Annotated in this window: 16 protein-coding genes; 9 read left to right on the top strand and 7 right to left on the bottom strand. The window is 72.1% G+C overall.

Annotation, left to right across the window (positions count from 1 at the left end):
* Positions 1-11: 11 nt before the first annotated feature.
* Together ACWDX6_RS07200 and pdhA are read right to left on the bottom strand one after the other, a co-directional pair.
* A complete protein-coding gene (locus tag ACWDX6_RS07200; RefSeq protein WP_451483939.1) occupies positions 12-992 on the bottom strand; it encodes an alpha-ketoacid dehydrogenase subunit beta in 981 nt (326 codons plus the stop codon).
* A 2-nt stretch (positions 993-994) separates the two neighbouring features.
* Positions 995-2,161, bottom strand: coding sequence for a pyruvate dehydrogenase (acetyl-transferring) E1 component subunit alpha (gene pdhA / locus ACWDX6_RS07195; RefSeq protein WP_356887112.1), 1,167 nt, complete (start codon positions 2,159-2,161; stop codon positions 995-997).
* 347 nt (positions 2,162-2,508) lie between these two features.
* Between pdhA and ACWDX6_RS07190 the strand changes: the two genes are divergently transcribed.
* The 3 genes from ACWDX6_RS07190 to ACWDX6_RS07180 all read left to right on the top strand — a co-directional run bounded on the left by ACWDX6_RS07190 (position 2,509) and on the right by ACWDX6_RS07180 (position 4,729).
* A complete protein-coding gene (locus tag ACWDX6_RS07190) occupies positions 2,509-3,168 on the top strand; it encodes a response regulator (RefSeq protein WP_451483938.1) in 660 nt (219 codons plus the stop codon).
* Between the two features lie 81 nt (positions 3,169-3,249).
* Positions 3,250-3,633, top strand: coding sequence for a pyridoxamine 5'-phosphate oxidase family protein (locus ACWDX6_RS07185; protein WP_451483937.1), 384 nt, complete (start codon positions 3,250-3,252; stop codon positions 3,631-3,633).
* A gap of 79 nt (positions 3,634-3,712) precedes the next feature.
* Positions 3,713-4,729, top strand: coding sequence for a phosphotransferase (locus ACWDX6_RS07180; protein ID WP_451483936.1), 1,017 nt, complete (start codon positions 3,713-3,715; stop codon positions 4,727-4,729).
* Positions 4,730-4,738: 9 nt separating this feature from the next.
* Here ACWDX6_RS07180 and ACWDX6_RS07175 read toward each other — a convergent pair whose 3' ends face one another.
* Positions 4,739-6,397 carry a protein kinase domain-containing protein gene (locus ACWDX6_RS07175; RefSeq protein WP_451483935.1) on the bottom strand — a complete coding sequence of 553 codons (1,659 nt, stop codon included), beginning with the start codon at positions 6,395-6,397 and terminating at the stop codon, positions 4,739-4,741.
* A gap of 278 nt (positions 6,398-6,675) precedes the next feature.
* Here ACWDX6_RS07175 and ACWDX6_RS07170 point away from each other — a divergent pair, with 278 nt between their 5' ends.
* The 6 genes from ACWDX6_RS07170 (at position 6,676) to ACWDX6_RS07145 (ending at position 14,593) form a co-directional block, all read left to right on the top strand.
* Complete coding sequence (locus tag ACWDX6_RS07170; protein ID WP_451483934.1) at positions 6,676-8,304, top strand: protein kinase domain-containing protein; 1,629 nt, start codon at positions 6,676-6,678, stop codon at positions 8,302-8,304.
* Between the two features lie 739 nt (positions 8,305-9,043).
* Positions 9,044-9,442 carry a hypothetical protein gene (locus ACWDX6_RS07165; RefSeq protein ID WP_451483933.1) on the top strand — a complete coding sequence of 133 codons (399 nt, stop codon included), beginning with the start codon at positions 9,044-9,046 and terminating at the stop codon, positions 9,440-9,442.
* A gap of 84 nt (positions 9,443-9,526) precedes the next feature.
* Positions 9,527-10,174, top strand: a complete 648-nt coding sequence (locus ACWDX6_RS07160; protein WP_451483932.1) for a PadR family transcriptional regulator — start codon at positions 9,527-9,529, stop codon at positions 10,172-10,174.
* A gap of 193 nt (positions 10,175-10,367) precedes the next feature.
* On the top strand, positions 10,368-11,102 hold the full coding sequence (locus ACWDX6_RS07155) for an ABC transporter ATP-binding protein (RefSeq protein ID WP_451483931.1): 735 nt from the start codon (positions 10,368-10,370) through the stop codon (positions 11,100-11,102).
* A complete protein-coding gene (locus ACWDX6_RS07150; protein WP_451483930.1) occupies positions 11,099-13,954 on the top strand; it encodes an ABC transporter permease in 2,856 nt (951 codons plus the stop codon). The genes ACWDX6_RS07155 and ACWDX6_RS07150 overlap by 4 nt, the downstream gene beginning before the upstream one ends.
* A gap of 96 nt (positions 13,955-14,050) precedes the next feature.
* Positions 14,051-14,593: a bacterial proteasome activator family protein gene (locus ACWDX6_RS07145; protein ID WP_403292828.1), complete on the top strand. Its 543-nt coding sequence runs from the start codon at positions 14,051-14,053 to the stop codon at positions 14,591-14,593.
* Positions 14,594-14,683: 90 nt separating this feature from the next.
* Here ACWDX6_RS07145 and ACWDX6_RS07140 read toward each other — a convergent pair whose 3' ends face one another.
* The 4 genes from ACWDX6_RS07140 to ACWDX6_RS07125 are packed head-to-tail and all read right to left on the bottom strand — an operon-like array spanning position 14,684 to position 19,095.
* Complete coding sequence (locus ACWDX6_RS07140) at positions 14,684-15,670, bottom strand: NAD(P)H-quinone oxidoreductase (RefSeq protein WP_451483929.1); 987 nt, start codon at positions 15,668-15,670, stop codon at positions 14,684-14,686.
* A 10-nt stretch (positions 15,671-15,680) separates the two neighbouring features.
* Entirely contained in the window at positions 15,681-16,739 is a 1,059-nt protein-coding gene (locus tag ACWDX6_RS07135) for a potassium channel family protein (protein WP_451484022.1), read from the bottom strand.
* A 20-nt stretch (positions 16,740-16,759) separates the two neighbouring features.
* Complete coding sequence (locus ACWDX6_RS07130; RefSeq protein ID WP_451483928.1) at positions 16,760-18,157, bottom strand: molybdopterin molybdotransferase MoeA; 1,398 nt, start codon at positions 18,155-18,157, stop codon at positions 16,760-16,762.
* Positions 18,154-19,095, bottom strand: coding sequence for a DUF6457 domain-containing protein (locus ACWDX6_RS07125; protein ID WP_451483927.1), 942 nt, complete (start codon positions 19,093-19,095; stop codon positions 18,154-18,156). Before ACWDX6_RS07125 ends, ACWDX6_RS07130 begins: the two co-directional genes overlap by 4 nt.
* Positions 19,096-19,199 lie beyond the last annotated feature (104 nt).

Raw genomic sequence — 19,199 nt, 5'->3', positions numbered from 1 at the left:
CGATGCTCTCCTCAGTACGCCAGCGAGCGGTCGACGGCGTCGAGCACGCGGTCCAGGCCCGGCAGGTACTCCTCCTCCAGGCGCGCCGGCGGATACGGCGCGTGGTAGCCGCCGACCCGCAGGACGGGGGCCTCCAGGTGGTAGAAGCAGCGCTCGGTGATCCGGGCGGCGATCTCCGCGCCGGAGCCGTAGAAGACCGGGGCCTCGTGGACCACGACCAGGCGGCGGGTCTTCTCGACCGAGGCCTGGATGGCGTCGAAGTCGATCGGGGACATCGAGCGCAGGTCCAGGACCTCCACCGACTTGCCCTCCTCCTGGGCGGCCGCGGCGGCCTCCAGGCAGACCTTCACCATCGGACCGTACGCGGCGAGCGTGAGGTCGGTGCCCTGGCGGGCCACCCGGGCCTTGTGCAGCTCACCGGGGATGGCTTCGGTGTCGACCTCGCCCTTGTCCCAGTAGCGGCGCTTCGGCTCGAAGAAGATCACCGGGTCGTCGCTCTGGATGGCCTGCTGGAGCATCCAGTACGCGTCGGAGGAGTTCGACGGCGAGACGACCTTCAGGCCGGGCACGTGCGCGAAGAGCGCCTCGGGCGACTCGGAGTGGTGCTCGACCGCGCCGATGCCGCCGCCGTACGGGATGCGGATGACGACCGGCAGCTTGATCTTGCCGAGGGCGCGGGCGTGCATCTTGGCGAGCTGCGTGACGATCTGGTCGTACGCGGGGAAGACGAATCCGTCGAACTGGATCTCGACGACGGGCCGGTAGCCGCGCAGGGCCAGGCCGATCGCGGTGCCGACGATGCCGGACTCGGCGAGCGGGGTGTCGATGACCCGGTCCTCGCCGAAGTCCTTCTGCAGCCCGTCGGTGACCCGGAAGACACCGCCGAGCTTTCCGACGTCCTCACCCATGATGAGGACCTTGGGGTCGGTCTCCAGGGCCGTGCGGAGCGACTCGTTGAGCGCCTTGGCCAGGGGAAGCTTCTGTACAGCCATGATTACTCGGCCCCTCCGTCCGCGAAGGACGCCTGGTAGGCGGCGAACTGCGCGCGCTCCTCGTCGACGAGCGCGTGCCCGTCGGCGTAGACATTCTCGAAGATCGCCATGTGGTCCGGGTCCGGCATGGCACGGACGGCCTCGCGGACGCGCTTGCCGAGCGCCTCGCTCTCCGTCTCCAGCTCCTCGAAGAAGGCGGCGTCGGCGTGGCCGGCCTTCTCCAGGTACGCCTTGAGCCGCAGGATCGGGTCCTTCGCCTCCCAGGCCTCGCGCTCCTCGTCGGCCCGGTACTTGGTCGGGTCGTCGGAGGTGGTGTGCGCGCCCATGCGGTAGGTGAACGCCTCGACCAGGGTCGGGCCCTCGCCGCGGCGGGCGCGCTCCAGGGCGGAGCGGGTCACGGCCAGGCAGGCGAGGACGTCGTTGCCGTCGACGCGGACGCCGGGGAAGCCGTAGCCCTGCGCGCGCTGGTAGAGCGGAACCCTGGTCTGCCGCTCGGTGGGCTCGGAGATCGCCCACTGGTTGTTCTGGCAGAAGAAGACGACCGGGGCGTTGTAGACGGCCGAGAAGGTGAAGGACTCGGCCACGTCGCCCTGGCTGGACGCTCCGTCGCCGAAGTACGCGATCACGGCGGAGTCGGCGCCGTCCTTGGCGACGCCCATGGCGTAGCCGGTGGCGTGCAGGGTCTGCGAGCCGATGACGATCGTGTACAGGTGGAAGTTGTTGCTGTTCGGGTCCCACCCTCCGTGGTTCACACCGCGGAACATGCCCAGCAGGTTGGTCGGGTCGACCCCGCGGCACCAGGCGACACCGTGCTCGCGATAGGTCGGGAAGACATAGTCGTCGTCGCGCAGCGCGCGCCCGGAGCCGATCTGCGCGGCCTCCTGGCCGAGCAGCGACGCCCACAGGCCCAGCTCGCCCTGACGCTGCAGGGCCGTGGCCTCCGCGTCGAAGCGGCGGGTGAGGACCATGTCCCGGTAGAGGCCGCGCAGCTCGTCGGCGCTCAGGTCGATGTCGTACTCGGGGTGCTGGACGCGCTCCCCTTCGGGCGTCAGCAGCTGAACGAGCTCGGGCTCGGCGCCCTGCCCCTTCTTGACGCTCGCGCTGGCAGTGCGCTTGGTGCCGCTGCTGCGGCGCGTCGTCTTGCGCGCGGCAGTGCTCTCCACGGTCACGTGCGTGCTCCTCCGTCGGTCCGGCCCCCGGGTTCGCCGGGCAGCCAGTGCGGCTCGCCTTCTCCGTGCCCGCGCACGGGGTGGGTGCGACTCGGCCGGGGTCGGGCGTGACAGGTGCCCCGGCGAGCGCCCTGTCATAGGCACGTTACCCAGTGCGCCGCATTCCTGCGAAACCCCATTTGACCTGCGATTTTGCTTGGATTTCCAAGTAAATCTCGAAATGGTCGCGAAAAAGGGGAGCAGTAGCTGGTCAGCGCGTTGGCAACAGCCTTGAGGGCCGCCGGAACACCGGCACGTTATCCCGGGCACCCCGGGCACGGGAAGAGCCAATATGTGAGACTGACCCCGTGCGCGAAGACGGAAAAATCCGGGTATTTCTGCTGGACGACCATGAAGTGGTCCGGCGCGGGGTCCATGAGCTGCTCTCGGTGGAGGACGACATCGAGGTCGTCGGCGAGGCGGGTACGGCGGCGGACGCCCTGGTCAGGATCCCCGCGACCCGCCCCGACGTGGCCGTGCTCGACGTCAGGCTGCCGGACGGCAGCGGGGTCGAGGTCTGCCGCGAGGTCCGGTCGCGGAACGACGGCATCACGTGCCTCATGCTCACCTCGTACGCCGACGACGAGGCGCTCTTCGACGCGATCATGGCCGGTGCCTCGGGTTATGTCCTCAAGGCGATCCGTGGCAACGAACTCATCTCGGCGGTGCGGGACGTGGCGGCCGGCAAGTCCCTGCTCGACCCGGTGGCGACCGCCCGCGTGCTGGAACGGCTGCGCGACGGAAACAGCCCCAAGGGTGACGACCGGCTCGCCAACCTGACGGAACAGGAGCGCAGGATCCTGGATCTGATCGGCGAGGGCATGACCAACCGGGCCATCGGCGAGCGGCTCCACCTCGCGGAGAAGACGATCAAGAACTACGTCTCCAGCCTGCTGTCCAAGCTGGGCATGGCGCGGCGTTCGCAGGCCGCGGCGTACGTGGCCCGCATGCAGGCCGAACGCCACTGACCGGTTCGGGACCAAGGGCCCGGACCGGTGGGGCACGGAGCCCCTTTCGCGGCGCGGCGCCGGTGGCGGAGAGTGGTGCCCATGCCCACCGAGGAGATCCGCGCCATCGAGCTGCTGCGGCGCGTGTCGTACGGGAGCGTGGCGACGAACATGCGGGCGATGCCGTTCGTCGCGCCGGCCCGGCACATCGTGGCCGACGGCCGCGTGCTGCTCCGGCTGCACCGGGGGCTCGGCTACCACCGGGCCTGCCACGGCGGCGTCGTGGCCTACGGCGCGGACAACCTCGGCTCCGGGGCCGACCACCTCTGGTCCGTGCAGTTCACCGGCACCGCCGAGGTCGTCGAGCCGACCGAGGAGCAGCTGGCGGCCTTCGGTCCGGCGCCGATGACCGTGGACGGCGCACCCTTCGAGCCGGTCTACCTGCGCGTCGAGCCGCGGTTCGTGACCGTGCACGCGATCGACTGACGCCCGAGGCACCGCATCGACCGCCGGGCCTTCCGTAGCGCGACCGGGCCACCACGCAGCGTGATCTAACATTTGGTGAGTGCCGCGCTCATCTGAAACCCTCGCTCCACCCCTGGGCGCCCTGCTGCGTCGCTACCGCGACGCCGGTGAGCCGCTCTCCTGCGAACCCGTCTCCCAGGGCCTCCTCAACCGCGGCTACCGCCTCGCCACCACCCGGGGCGCCTACTTCCTGAAGCAGCATCTCGACGCCCCGACCGCCGACCGGGACACGATCAGCCGCCAGCACCGGGCCACGCAGCGCCTGCACGCCCTGGGCCTGCCCGTCGCCCCGCCGCTCGCCGACTCCGCGGGCCGAACGGTCGCCGTGATCGGCGGACGCTGCTACGCCCTGCACCCCTGGGTCGAAGGCCGTCACCGCGACGGCGCGCAGCTCTCCGCCGCCGGCTCCCGCCGCCTCGGCGCCCTCCTCGGACACGTCCACACCTGCCTGGAGCAGGTGATGGAGTCCCCGCCGCCGGGGGAGGAGTACGAGAGCGCCCGTCCCGCCGACACCTTCCGGGTCATCGACGAGCTGCTCCGCCTCGCCCGCGCCCGGCGCCCCCGCGACGGCTTCGACGAACTCGCCGAGCACCGGCTGCTCGAGCGCCGCGTCCTCCTCGCCGAGCACGCCCACCGCCGCCCCCCGCCCGCCGCCGCGGCCGGCTGGGTGCACGGCGACTTCCACCCCCTGAACCTGCTCTACCGGGGCGCGGAGCCGGCCGCGATCGTCGACTGGGACCGCCTCGGCGTCCAGCCGCGGGCCGAGGAGGCGGTGCGGGCCGCCGCCATCTTCTTCGTCCGGCCGGCGGGCGAGCTGGCGCTGGGCAAGGTACGGGCGTACGCGCGGGCCTACCGGCGGGCGGCGGGTGCGGACGGTGCCGAACTGGCGGCCGCGGTGCACCGGGTGTGGTGGGAGCGGCTCAACGACTTCTGGATACTGCGCTGGCGCTACCAGCTCCACGACCGAAGGGCCGATCCGCAGTTTCCCGCGGCGTCGGCCCTGGTGGTGTGGTGGACCCGTGAATACGAGGCGGTGCGCGACGCGTTCACGGGCTGACGTGCTCCGTCAGGGCGTGGTGCCCGCCGTCGTGCCGGACGACGTGCCCGTGGTGGTACCGGTGTTGGTGTTGCCCGTCGTCGTGCCGGACGACGTGCCCGTGGACGTACCGGTGTTGGTGTTGCCCGTGGTCGTGCCGGACGACGTGCCCGTCGACGTGCCCTGGTCGGTGTTGCCCTCCGTGGTGCCCTCGTCGGTGTTGCCCTCCGTCGTCCCGCCGTCGTCGGTGCCACCGTCGGTCGGATCGGTCGGCGGCGTCGACGGATCGCCCGAAGGGGTGCTCGGCGTCGACGGCCGGTACGAAGGCTTGGTCGGGGGCGCCCAGGTGTCCTGGCCGCCGCCCGTGGAGGTGTCCGGTTCCCGCGTCTCCGGCGTGGGCTCCTGCGACGGGGTCGGCGCGTCCGAGACCGTGGACGGGGAGTTGGTGACGGTCGGCTTGTTGGTCGTACCGCCGCCGTTGCCGCCCGCCTTGTCCACGGCGTAGGCGACACCGGCCACGATCGCGATCAGCGCGAGCGCGACGAACAGCCACATCTTGCCGCGACCGGGCCTGCCGCCGGCCCCCTGGGCGTAGGCCCCGCCATGGCCACCGTCGTACCCGCCGTCGTCCGGGTTCATCGGCGGCAGGATCGGCCCCTGCGCGGTCTCGTGGTGCATCGGGTGGCCGAGCACGGCCGTCGCCGCGACGCCGCCGACGGGCGTGTGACCGCCCTCGTGCACCTCCACCGGGCCCGTGCTCCACGTGCCGGTGTGACCGCCCTGCTGCTGGAGCATCTGCAGGCCGTACTGGATGAGGGCGCGCATCTCCTCGGCGCTCTGGAACCGGTCGTCCGGGTCCTTCGCCAGCGAACGCATCACCAGACCGTCGAGCTCCGGCGGCGACGCCTGGGTCACGTCCGACGGCGGCACCGGCATGTCCTGAACATGCTGGTACACCACCGAGAGCGGTGTCTCGCCGGTGAACGGAGGCCGCAGCGCGAGCAGTTCGTAGAGCAGACAGCCCGTGGCGTACAGGTCCGAACGGTGGTCCACGGCCTTGCCGAGCGCCTGTTCGGGGGAGAGGTACTGCGGCGTGCCCATGACCATGCCGGTCTGGGTCATCGTCGACTGCGCGCCGTGCAGGGCGCGCGCGATGCCGAAGTCCATGACCTTGACGGCGCCGCTGTGCGTGATGATGACGTTGGCGGGCTTGATGTCCCGGTGCACGATGCCGTGCTGATGGGAGTAGGCGAGCGCTTCGAGCACGCCCGAGACGATGATCAGGGCCTGCTCGGGGCCCGGCGCCTCGGCGCTGAGCAGCAGGTCCCGGATGGTGCGGCCCTCGACCAGCTCCATCACGATGTACGGGACGGACTGGCCGCCGACGACGTCCTCGCCGGAGTCGTAGACCGCGACGATGGCATGGTGGTTGAGTCCGGCGACCGACTGCGCCTCGCGCGTGAAGCGGGCCTTGGAGACCGGGTCCTCGGCGAGGTCGGCGCGGAGCAGCTTGACGGCGACCGTACGGCCCAGGCGGACGTCCTCGGCGGCGAACACCTCGGCCATGCCACCGCGGCCCAGACGGTGGGTCAGGCGGTAGCGCCCGTCACCGACCACTCCGCCGACGCCCCAGGACTCCGCACCGGCGTCCGACACACCGCCACCGCCTGCTTCGGATTCGGGTGCCATCAGTCCTCGCCGTCATATCTCTTGCCGTGCCTTGCCGTCACGTCTTTCCCGTCACGCTACAGGCTTCGTCGGACAGCGCGGTCCGAGATGGACCGGCCATCCAACCCCTTCCGTGTACACGGGCGCAAATTACATGCGGTTCCTGTAACGCTTCCGAGACGCTTCTTGTGCCGAGGGTCACGGAACGGGCACCTGGCTTGACGTGTCGGTGCCCTCGGGCAGACTTGGCCAGGAAATTCCGGATCAGCGCCGCCGCGCGCGCGTAGGGGGAAGCACGAATGAGCCAGGACGGCGCACAAGGCCGCTACGCGGGCGGTTCGGTCGCGGGCGGCCGCTACCAGCTTCGCGACCTGCTCGGCGAGGGCGGCATGGCGTCGGTGTACCTGGCCTACGACAGCGCCCTCGACCGCCAGGTCGCCATCAAGACCCTGCACACCGAACTCGGCCGGGAACAGTCGTTCCGCGAGCGCTTCCGGCGTGAGGCGCAGGCGGTCGCCAAGCTGTCGCACACCAACATCGTCTCGGTCTTCGACACCGGCGAGGACACCCTCGACGGCGCCGTCATGCCGTACATCGTCATGGAGTACGTCGAGGGCCAGCCGCTCGGCTCGGTGCTCGCCTCCGACGTGCGGCAGCACGGCGCGATGCCGGCCGACAAGGCGCTGAAGGTGACGGCCGACGTGCTCGCCGCGCTGGAGACCAGCCACGAGATGGGCCTGGTCCACCGCGACATCAAGCCGGGCAACGTGATGATGACCAAGCGCGGCGTCGTCAAGGTGATGGACTTCGGCATCGCGCGCGCCATGCAGTCCGGCGTCACCTCGATGACGCAGACCGGCATGGTCGTCGGCACCCCCCAGTACCTCTCCCCCGAGCAGGCCCTCGGCCGCGCGGTGGACGCCCGCTCCGACCTGTACTCGGTCGGCATCATGCTGTTCCAGCTGCTCACCGGCCGCCTTCCGTTCGACGCGGACTCGCCGCTGGCCATCGCCTACGCGCACGTGCAGGAGGAGCCGGTCGCTCCCTCCTCCATCAACCGCTCGGTGACGCCGGCGATGGACGCGCTCGTCGCGCGCGCTCTGAAGAAGAACCCGAACGAGCGTTTCCCGAGCGCGGCGGCGATGCAGGACGAGTGCCTGCGGGTGCTGTCGGCGGGGCAGCCGAGCGCGCCGGTGATCGTCGCGGGCGGTCCGGTGAGCAGCGGTGCGGGCGTGGGCTCGGCGGTCTTCCCGCCGGTCGGCCAGGCCCCGCCGCCGTCCACGCACGGTGTCCAGCAGCCGTACCAGGCCCCGACACCGCAGCCGGGCCCGTACGGTGCTCCGACGCCGGCCCCCACGCCTTCCTACGGCTACCCGCAGCATGCCCCGACGCCCGCCCCGGCCTACCAGACGCCCACCCCGGGGCCGTACACGATGTCGCCCCAGCCCTCGCCGTCGCCGGTGAGCGGAGGGTCCGGCGGGTCCCGGCGGAACATGCCGATGATCGTCGGCGCGATCGTCGTGGCGCTGATCGCCGTCGGCGGGGTGATCACGGCGCTCTCCCTCAAGGAGGACGACCCGAACACCAACGCGGGCGGTGACGACCCGAGCCAGGGCCAGACGGCCGCGCCCGGGCACAAGGGCCCGGACCTCACCAAGACCATCGACCCGAAGAAGTGCACGGAGCCGACCGAGTCGCGCGAGGACCCGGCGAAGTTCGAGATCCCGAACTTCACCTACAAGAACATCCAGTCCGTGAAGGCGTGCGTCCAGGCCGCCGGCTGGAAGATCATCACGCAGACGCCGGTCGACGAGGCCACCTACGGCGAAGGCACCGTCCTGGAGCAGTACCCGCCCGCGGGCGAGGACGCGACCAAGGAGAACGCGGAGTTCACGCTGAAGGTCTCGACGGGCAACCCGCCGCAGTAGCGGCCGCCGCCCACACCGGGCGCGCGGCCGGTCTCACCCCCCTCACATGTCCGGGATGCCGGATGTGTCCCGTCATGTGACGCTGAGTCGAAACCTCGGCGGCTCGGTACGGGAGGGGGGTCACGCGGTGACTCCAGGACTCCGCAGGGCAGGGACACGGGCCCTCGGTCCGGTGTTCGCGTGCTGGCTCGCGGCGGGCGCCGTGCCGGTCGCGTACGGAGCGCACGGCACGTCCTCTCCTCGGCCTCCGAGCACCTCGGCGGGGTCGGCGGTGGGTGCGGTGGGCGCTTCGATGGCCGGTTCGGCGGCGGGTGCGGCGACCGGCCGGGGGGCGGGCGCTCCGGCGGCCGCGACGGCGGGGGCGATCGTGCGTTCCGTGGCGGACCCGGCACCGGCACCCGGCCCGCCATCCAGTGCCGGCGCCGGCACCGCCCCGGGGAGGACATCCGGGAGAAACCCCGAGAAGGCCCCGGGGAACGGCCCCGGGAAAGACCCTGGGAAGGTTCCCGGGACGGCCCCCGCGAAGGAGCCGGGCCAGGGGTCCGGGACGAAGCCGGGGAGCCTTCCGGGAACGGCGGCGCCCGCGAAGGGCTCCGGCAGGGCGACGGGCACGCCCCCGGGGAAGGTCACGCCGTCAGGGAAGGTCACGGACCCCCGCCCGACCGCTGCCGCGAGCACCACCGCCCGCCCCACCCCCGGCGCCTCCGGAGCCCCGGCCGCCCCCGCCGCACCCTCGATGGTGCCGGGGCCCTCGGAACCCGTCGGCCCCAGCCGCTCCGCCTCCCTCGCCGGGCGCCCCGCCGGAGAGGGCCGCGAGCGCCCGGGCCGGCCGGCCTCGTCCGTGGCGCCGGTCTCGCCCCACGAGCCGGACGACCCCTCCCGTACCAGTACGGCAACAAGCGATGAGCGTCCTGACGCGCGGGACGAGCCGGACGAGGACCTCCAGGCGGTACCCCCGGGGGACGCGGCGCCCCCCTCCGCGCCGTCGGCGAGCCGGCCCGCCGCGGCCCACCGGGCGGGCGCCGAAGCCGGTCCCACCAGCGCTGACCAGCAGGTTCCCGTCCTCACCCTGGGCGCCGGCCTCGCACTCGTGGGCCTCGGGATCGGCTTCCTCGGCATCCGGATGCGACGCCGCTGACCCGCGCGTCCCCCTTGAGACGGACGCCGCGCTTCCGCCTCAGGTCGGTTGTCGGCGCCGACATACTCGGTATACATACTGAGTATGTCGATCCGCCACGGGCTTCTCGCCCTCCTCGAACAGGGTCCTCGGTACGGCTCGCAGCTCCGCACGGAGTTCGAGTCCCGCACCGGCTCGACCTGGCCGCTCAACGTGGGCCAGGTCTACACGACCCTCAGCCGTCTCGAACGCGACGGCATGGTCGCCCAGGGCGGCGAGGACGAAGCCGGTCACGCGCTCTACACGATCACCGACCGCGGTCGTGCCGAGCTCATGACCTGGTTCGAACGGCCCGTCGACCGCACCAGCCCCGCCCGTGACGAGCTCTCCATCAAACTCGCCATGGCCGTCGGAGCGCCCGGGGTCGACATCCGGGCCGTCATCCAGGCGCAGCGCCACCACACCGTGAAGGCGATGCAGGACTACACCCGGCTGAAGGCCCAGGCTCTCACCGCCCTCGAAAGCGGTGGGACCCAGGAGCGCGACGACGTGGCCTGGCTGCTCGTCCTGGAGCAGCTCATCTTCCAGACCGAGGCCGAGGCCCGCTGGCTCGACCACTGCGAGTCCCGGCTCATCCGCCTCTCGGCCGCGGCCGGCGCCACCACCGGCACCACCGCCGGCGAGAAGCCGGCCCGGCCACCCGAGACCGCGCCCCGATCCACCGAGGCCGTGCGCCCGGCACCGCTGCGCTGACGCCGGCACCACCGCGCCGACCGGACCGGACCAGGCCGTACGAGACCGGCCGGGACCGGACCCCCGGATCACCGCTCCGCCGCCGCGCCCGTCTCGCGGCCCCATGACCCGTACCACCTCATCAACCGCTCCGTGCGCGACCACGACCGTCCGTCACCCGGACCTCCCGCCGCGTACGTCCAAGGGGGACCCCATGTCCACACAGCAGCCCGTGCTGCAACTGAAGAACCTGACCCGTGTCCACGGCTCGGGCGCCACCGAGGTGCACGCCCTGCGCGGCATCGACCTCGCCGTCCACCCCGGTGAACTCGTCGCCGTCATGGGCCCGTCCGGCTCGGGCAAGTCCACTCTGCTCACCATCGCCGGCGGCCTCGACACCCCGACCTCCGGCCAGGTGATCGTCGAGGACACCGACATCACCACCGCCGACCGCAAGGCGCTCGCCGCCCTGCGCCGCCGGAGCATCGGCTACGTCTTCCAGGACTACAACCTCATCCCGGCACTCACCGCCGCCGAGAACGTGGCCCTCCCCCGCGAACTGGACGGCGTCTCCGCCCGCAAGGCCCGCGTCGAAGCCGTCGCCGCCCTGGAGGAGATGGAGCTCGGCCACCTCGCCGACCGCTTCCCCGACGAGATGTCCGGCGGCCAGCAGCAGCGCGTCGCCATCGCCCGCGCCCTGGTCGGCGACCGGCGCCTCGTCCTCGCCGACGAGCCGACCGGAGCCCTCGACTCCGAGACCGGCGAGTCCGTCCTCGCCCTGCTGCGCACCCGCTGCGACGCCGGTGCGGCGGGCGTCCTGGTCACCCACGAGCCGCGGTTCGCCGCCTGGGCCGACCGCGTCGTCTTCCTGCGGGACGGCGCCGTCGTCGACCAGACCGTGCGCAGCGAGGCCGACTCGCTCCTGTCCGGCCAGGCGGCCGAACGGTGAACAAGTGGTTCCACTCCTGGCGCGCCGCGATCCGTATAGCCCGCCGTGACGCCTGGCGCTACAAGGGCCGCAGCTTCCTGGTCCTCGCGATGATCGCCCTGCCCATCCTGGGTGTGAGCGCCGCCGACCTGACCCTGCGCAGCTCCGAACTCTCCACCGAGGAACGGCTGAACCGGACCATAGGCGCCGCCGACGCCTGGTTCGACGACAGCGACTACGGCGGTGTCCCGATCCTCCAGTCCCCGGACGGCGAGATGAACACGCCGGCCAAGGACTACGGCGACCACTCCTGGCCGAGCGGCCCGACCGATGTCACCAAGACCTTCCCGGCCGGCTCGACCGTACTCACCGACACCTCCGGAAGCGGCAAGCTGACGACCGTCCACGGACTGCTCCAGACGGAGATCCGTGAGCTCAAGGCCACCGATCCCATGGCCCGGGGCATCATGACCCTCCAGGAGGGCCGCTTCCCGGAGAAGGCGGACGAGGTCGCCGCGACCACGCACTTCCTGGAGGCCAGCGGCCTGAAGATCGGCTCCACCCTCTCCGCGCGCGGCTACGACCGCCCGTACCGGATCGTCGGCGCCTACGAGCTCCCCAACGAGCTGAAGGCCGACCAGGTCAACGCCCTGCCCGGCGCCTTCCTCGCCCCGTACGCGAAGGCCGCCGAGCGCGCCGGACTGACGAAGCCCGAGCACTCCACCAGGTATCTGGTGAAGCTGTCCGGTGGTTTCACGTGGAACATGGTCCAGCAGATCAACACCAAGGGCGTCGTGGTCGTCTCACGCGCCGTTCTGATGGACCCGCCCGCCGACTCCGAGGTGCCGCTGTACCAGAAGGAGAACTGGGCCAACTTCCGGATGGGCAACGACGTCCCAGCCGCCGAGCTCGCCGCGCTCGGCACCGTCGTCGGCCTCACGATGCTGGAGATCTGCCTTCTCGCCGGTCCCGCCTTCGCCGTCGGAGCGCGCCGCTCGCGCCGCCAGTTGGGTCTCGTCGGGGCCAACGGCGGCGACCGCAGCCACATCCGGGCCCTCGTGCTGAGCGGTGGCCTGGTGATCGGTGTCGCCGCCGCCGTCGTCGGCACGATCCTCGCCCTGATCCTGACCTTCGCGCTCCAGCCGCTCCTGGAGGAGTACATGGGGCAGCGGTTCGGGAGCTTCGACATCCGCCCGCTGGAACTGCTCGGCATCGCTCTGATCGCCGTGCTGACCGGCCTGATGGCCGCGATCGTCCCGGCCATCACCTCGTCGCGGCAGACCGTGCTCGCCTCGCTCACCGGCCGTCGCGGGGTCCGCCGCAGCAGCCGGGTGCTGCCCCTGATCGGCCTGGCCGCCCTGCTCCTCGGCGGGGCGATCGCCCTGTACGGATCGGTCGTCTCCGACCAGTTCGTCATCGTCGCGGGCGGCAGCGCCATCGCCGAACTGGGCGTGGTCGCGCTGACCCCCGCGCTGGTGGGCCTCTTCGGCCGGACCGGCCGCTGGCTGCCGCTCTCCCCGCGCCTCGCCCTGCGGGACGCCGTGCGCAACCGGGGCCGTACGGCCCCCGCCGTCGCCGCCGTGCTCGCCGCCGTCGCCGGGACCGTCGCCGTCTCCACGTACGCGGCGAGCCGGGACGCCCAGGCCGAGGCCGAGTACCAGGCCAGGCTCCCGTACGGAGCGGTCTCCGCGCTCGTCGCGGAGGAGGGGGGCCGGGACGTGCCGGCGGTCCGTGACGCCGTGCAGCGCCTGCTGCCCGTCGACACCCGCGCGGACGTCGAACGGGTCCAGGTCGGCAAGGCCAACTGCTCGCCGTACGGCGGACCGGGCTGCGGGCGCTACGAGATCGTCATCCCGAAGGCCAACGAGTGCCCGCTGTGGGCCCCTTCCGTCGACGGCGAGGACCCGGCGGCGAAGTTCTCCCGGCAGGAGCGGGAGAAGCTGGCCAGGGACTGGCGCTGCGCGCAGGGCGACGAGGGCGGTGTCTATGTCGAGGGCGGCCTGCTGATCGGTGACGCCACGCTTCTGAAGGTGCTCGGCATCAAGGACGCCGGTGCGGAGAAGGCCCTCGCCGAAGGAAAGATCGTCTCCTTCGCCAAGCCGCAGGTCGACCGGGACGGCACGGTCGACATCAAGCTGATCGCCGACCAGGCGAAGGCCGACCAGGCCGAGGAGGCCGGCAAGCCGGTACCGGGCGAGGTCAAGAGCCTCCCCGCCTACCTGATGCCCGAGGGACAGAACGCGTACGGCGTCCAGGGGCTCATCACCCCGGCCGCGGCCAAGAAGGCCGGACTGTCCACGGTGCCGCTCGGCTCGTTCTTCACCACCGACCGGATGCCGACCACCGAAGCGCGGCAGAAGCTCGACGGCGAGCTCGCCAAGATCGGCAGCGATGTCGACCTGCATCTGGAGGAGGGGTTCGTCGGCGACAGCAGCATCGTCCTCCTGGCGCTGACCGTCTTCGCCGGCCTGGTCACCATCGGTGCGGCCGGTATCGCCACCGGCTTGGCCCAGGCCGACGCCGAGGCCGACCTCAAGACGCTCTCCGCGGTCGGGGCGCCGCCCCGGGTCCGCCGCACGCTGAGCGGATTCCAGTGCGGGGTGGTCGCCGCGATGGGCGTGATCCTCGGGTCGGTGGCCGGTGTCCTGCCGGCGATCGGGCTCCGGCTCACCGAGGAGCGCGCGCAGACGCGGTTCTACGAGGAGGCCCTCGCGCAGGGCTGGGGCGGCAGCACCACGCCTCCCTACGTCCCCGTGGTCGTCCCCTGGGAGACGCTTCTCGCACTGCTGGTCCTCGTGCCCCTCGGCGCCGCCCTCCTGGCCGCGCTGGTGACGCGCTCGCGCGGAGCACTGGCCCGCCGCGCCGCGACCTGACCGGTTCGTTGCCTTCCTGTGCCCCTGTACGAGGGTGGATCACCCTCGTACAGGGGCACACCGTGTGGTGAGGCATGCGTACGAGAGAATGGCGGCATGGAGATGCCGAGGAATGAACGGTCGCAGGAGAGCCCCCAGGTCCTCATCGTGGGACAGGACGGAATGGCGCTCGGCGGCACCCAGGGTGACGACGAATCCCGCGAGGTCCCGGTGACGGAAATGGTCGAGCAGCCTGCGAAGGTCATGCGCATCGGCAGCATGATCAAGCAGCTTCTGGAGGAAGTACGCGCGGCGCCTCTCGACGAGGCCAGCCGGGTCAGGCTCAAGGAGATCCACGCCAGCTCGGTCAAGGAGCTGGAGGACGGGCTCGCGCCCGAGCTGGTCGAGGAACTGGAGCGTCTTTCCCTTCCGTTCACGGACGAGGCCATTCCCTCCGAGGCGGAACTGCGGATCGCGCAGGCGCAGTTGGTGGGCTGGCTGGAGGGCCTCTTCCACGGCATCCAGACGGCGCTGTTCGCCCAGCAGATGGCCGCCCGCGCCCAGTTGGAGCAGATGCGCCGGGCCCTGCCGCCGGGCGCCGGGCACGATGACGAGGACCAGGGACCGGGCCACCCGGTCCGCTCGGGTCCGTACCTCTAGGCACGAACCAGGCGAGGGGCCCGGTGCACGCGCGTGCACCGGGCCCCTCGCTTCTGTACGTACGGTCTTTGTACGGGTGTTGCTCGTACGTCAGGCCTGGGGCGCGAGCAGCAGGACCTTGCCCACGTGGGTGCCGGAGTCCAGGGCACGGTGGGCCTCGGCGGCATCCGGCATCGGCAGCGTCCGGTCGACGACCGGACGGATCGTGCCGGCGCCGATCAGAGGCCAGACATGCTCGCGGACCGCGGCGACGATGGCCGCCTTCTCCTCCAGCGGGCGGGCGCGCAGCGTGGTCGCCGTGATCGCGGCACGTTTGGCCATCAGGGCGGCCAGGTTCAACTCGCCCTTCACCCCGCCCTGCATACCGATGATCGCAAGGCGCCCGTTGACCGCGAGCGCTTTCACGTTCCGGTCGAGGTACTTCGCTCCGACGATGTCGAGGATGACGTCCGCGCCTGCCCCGTCCGTTGCCTTGCGCAGCTCCTCCACGAAGTCCTGTTCGCGGTAGTCGATCAGGACGTCCGCGCCCAGCTCGGCGCAGCGCGCCAGCTTCTCCGGGCCCCCGGCGGTCACCGCGACCCGGGCCCCGACCGCCTTGGCCAGCTGGATCGCCATCGTGCCGATGCCGCTGGCGCCGCCGTGCACGAGGAGCGTCTCACCCGGCCGCAGATGGGCGATCATGAAGACGTTCGACCAGACCGTGCTGGTGACCTCGGGCAGGGCGGCCGCCGTGACCAGGTCCACGCCGTCGGGGACCGGCAGCAGCTGGCCGGCGGGGACGGCCACCTTCTCCGCGTAACCGCCGCCCACGAGCAGGGCGCACACCTCGTCGCCGACCGACCAGCCGGACACCCCGGGGCCGAGCGCGGCGATCCGGCCCGAGCACTCCAGACCGGGGTACGGAGAGGTGCCGGGCGGCGGGTCGTAGAAGCCCTGGCGCTGAAGCAGATCGGCACGGTTGACGGCGCTCGCCACCACCTCGACGAGGACCTCGCCCTCGGCGGGCACGGGATCGGGCACCTCGGCCCAGACCAGCGCCTCGGGACCACCGGGTTCCGGAATCGTGATCGCATGCATGGTGGCGAGGCTACTCGGGGGGAGTGGACAGGGGAGTGACGGGCGCCGCACGCACGATCGTGATCACACGGTCCGTCAACTGCAGCGGGCTGGCGGCCGGATCGTCGTAGCTGAGCAGCCGGTGGCCTCGCAACACGCTGACCACCAGGTCCTCCGTCTCGCGAACGCTCTTGCCCACCTCGGCCTTTATGACCGGCCGTTCGATCAGGTCGAGCCCCGAGCCCTGCTGGATCAGATCCTCCATCACCGTGCCGGCGCTGGGGCTGAGCACCGAGAGACCGAGGAGCCGTCCGGCCGCGCTGGCGCTGGTGATCACGGCATCGGCGCCGGACTGGCGCAGCAGCGGCGCGTTCTCCTCCTCCCGTACCGCGGCGACAATCTTCGCTCCCCGGTTGAGCTGCCGGGCCGTCAGGGCGACCAGCACCGCGGTGTCGTCGCGCTGGGTGGCGATGACGATCTGACGGGCCTTCTGCACCTCGGCACGGAGCAGCACATCGCTGCGGGTCGCGTCGCCGATCACGCCGACGAAGCCGTCGGAGTTCGCCGTCTCGATCACCTTGTCCGACGGGTCGACGATGACGATCTGGTCCTTGCGCAGTCCTGTCGCGCAGAGGGTCTGGATCGCCGAGCGTCCCTTGGTCCCGAAGCCGACGATGACGGTGTGGTCGCGCAAGGTGGACCTCCAGCGGTTCAGCCGCCACTCCTCCCGGGTCCGTTCGGTGAGGACCTCGAGAGTGGTGCCGACCAGAATGATCAGGAAAAGCACGCGCAGGGGCGTGACCAGCAGGACGTTGACGAGCCGCGCCGAGTCGCTGTGCGGGACGATGTCGCCGTATCCCGTGGTCGAGAGCGTGACGGTCGCGTAGTAGACGGCGTCGAGGAAGTCGACGGTCTCGTTGGCGTTGTCGTGATACCCATCCCGGTCTATGTAGACGATGGCGACCGTCACGACCAGCACCGCCAGCGCCATCAGCAGCCGCTTGCCCACCTGGCGCAGGGGCCGCTCGACGATCTGCCGGGGCATCCGGATACGGGACGGGGCCACCTTCTCGTCGACATGGCGAGCCATGATGTCCCGACTGGGAAGTTTCACGTGAAACACACTCCTTGTGACGCGTCCTGGGCGGGGGCCACCGTCCAGGGGAGGTCGAGGATCTCCAGGGCGTCACCGGGCCGCGCACCGCGGGGAGGCACGACGGCCATGCCGTCCGCCGCCGCGATGCCTCGAAGCATCGCCGGACCGTTGTAGTGAAGCGGCACCGCCCGGTCTCCGTGGTGGACGACCGGGACGAGCCGGGTGTCATGGGGGTGGCCGTGCACCTCGTCGCGTACGGGTACGCGGTACGGCGGGGGGACCGGGACTCCCGCCAGCGCGCGGAGCAAGGGCTCGGCGAGCGTGAGGAGGCCGGAGACGGCGGCCAGCGGATTCCCGGGCAGCCCGACCAGATGCCTGACCGGCCCGCCCTGCCTGTCCGAGGGGCCGGGATCGAGGCGGGCGAGGAGCATGGGGTGACCGGGGCGGACCTTCACGCCGTCCACGAGCAGGGCGGCTCCCGCCTTGGCCAGGACGGGATGGACATGGTCGACGGGGCCGGCGGCCGTGCCTCCGGTGGTGATGACCAGGTCGGCCTCGGAGCCGGTGACGGCCGCGTGGAGGGCGTCGGCGTCATCGCCGATCCGGCGGGTGGCGAGGACCTCGGCGCCCAGCGCGCTCAGCCACGGGCCGAGCATGGGGCCGAGCGCGTCACGGATCAGGCCGTCGTGGGGGCGTCCGGCGGTGAGCAGCTCGTCGCCCAGGACCAGGATCTCCACGCGAGGCCGGAGCCGTGTGCGCAGCTCGTCGTATCCGGCGGCGGCGGCGAGGCCGAGGACCGCCGGAGAGACCGTCGCGCCGGCGGGCAGCAACTGGTCGCCGGAACGGCACTCCTGGCCCCGGGGACGGATGTCCTGGCCCTGGACGACCGGACGCAGGGCGTGCAGATGGCCGCCGGAGTCGGTACGGGAGTGCTCGCTGCGCAGGACCGCCGTCGTCTCGGCCGGGATCCGGGCGCCGGTGGCGATCCGCACCGCCGTGCCGTCGGCGAGCGCGGCGGTGGGCGTCCGGCCGGCGAGTACCGCTTCCGTCTCGTGGATCTCCCAGGGGCCGGGGCCCGCGACCGCCCAGCCGTCCATGGCGGAGGTGTCGAAGGACGGCAGATCGGTGAGGGCGCGCAGCGGCTCGGCGAGCACCTGCCCGAGCGCCTGCCCGAGGGGGACGCTTCGCGCCGCGCGACCGGCCCCGGCCGCCGCTCCGGCGCGGGCGGCGACGGCCCGCGCGTCGGACCACGGGGTGGCGCGGTGGGACTCCGCGGGCCGGGGCCGGGCGACGAGGGCGAGCGCCTCGTCGACGCCGTCGCCGTCGGACTCGGGGCGCCGCTGGGGCTCGGTGTCCGCGGCGGGCTGGGTGGCGTCCTGGGAGACGGGTGTGGTGCGCTCCTGCGGGGTCATCCGGCCGAGTCCTGCTCCGCCTCGGCGGCCCAGCGGCGGGCGAGCGCGGCGGCCTTGCGGGCCGCCTCGGCGACGGCCTGGGATCCCCCTTCGCCACCGGCGGCGGCCTGGGCCGCCGCGTACCCGACCAGGAACGTGGTCAGCGGCGCGGCGGGGCGGGCGACCCCATGGGCGGCGTCACGGGCCAGGTCGAGCAGGACGCCGGTGTCGACGTCGATCTCGAGACCCAGCTCGTCCTTGACTGCGGTGATCCATTCGTCCAGCACGTTCCCATGCTCCCTGATCCGGGCCCGGGCCGTGGCAATGTCCTCCCAGGTGTCGCAGTCGAAGGAGGCCAGGGGCTCCGCGGTGACCCGGACGGTACGGAGCCTTCGCGTGAGCAGACGCAGCGGGAGGCCGGTGAGGGTGCCGTGCTCGGCGGCGATGAGAGCGAGCTCACGCCGGAGCGGCTCGGTGCGATAGGCGGCGACCAACGGCTGGTCCCGCCCTTCGCTGTCGACCAGCACGGCGGCTTCGGGTTCGAGCTCGTGCTCGTGCTCGGGTTCGGCTTCGGGCTCGGGCTCGGGTTCGGGCTCGGGTTCGGGAGTCCGCGGGGCCTGGTCCTCGGCCAAGGCGTCCAGGAGACGGTGGCCGGTCTTCTCGTCCAGGAAGGGCAGATCGGCCGAGAGGACGAGCACCGTACCCGCCGTCACCCCTCGTACCCCGGCGTCCAGCGCGGCCAGCGGCCCGCCGCCGGGCGGTTCCTCCCTGGTCCACTCCACGGGCCGTACGGTCTCCCGTCGGCTGCCGACGACGACCGTCCGCCCGGCTCCCCGGCAGCCGGCGAGCACCCGGTCGAGCAGCGCCCGGCCGCCGACCCGCACCTGGGGCTTGTCCACCCCGCCGAGCCGTCTGGCCGCCCCTCCGGCCAGCACGATGGCGTCATACGCGGTCGTCATCCCAGCAGTATGAGCCGCGCCCGCCCGCTTGGAGCCCGATGATCATCGACGTCTCAAGGACGGAGACGTCCGGGGCCGGCCGATGAGGCGTCGTGCGGGCGGGA

The sequence above is a fragment of the Streptomyces sp. NPDC003027 genome, from assembly GCF_053591435.1.
Note: the sequence above shows the minus strand (reverse complement) of the source record. Positions and strands in the feature narration are given on the sequence as shown.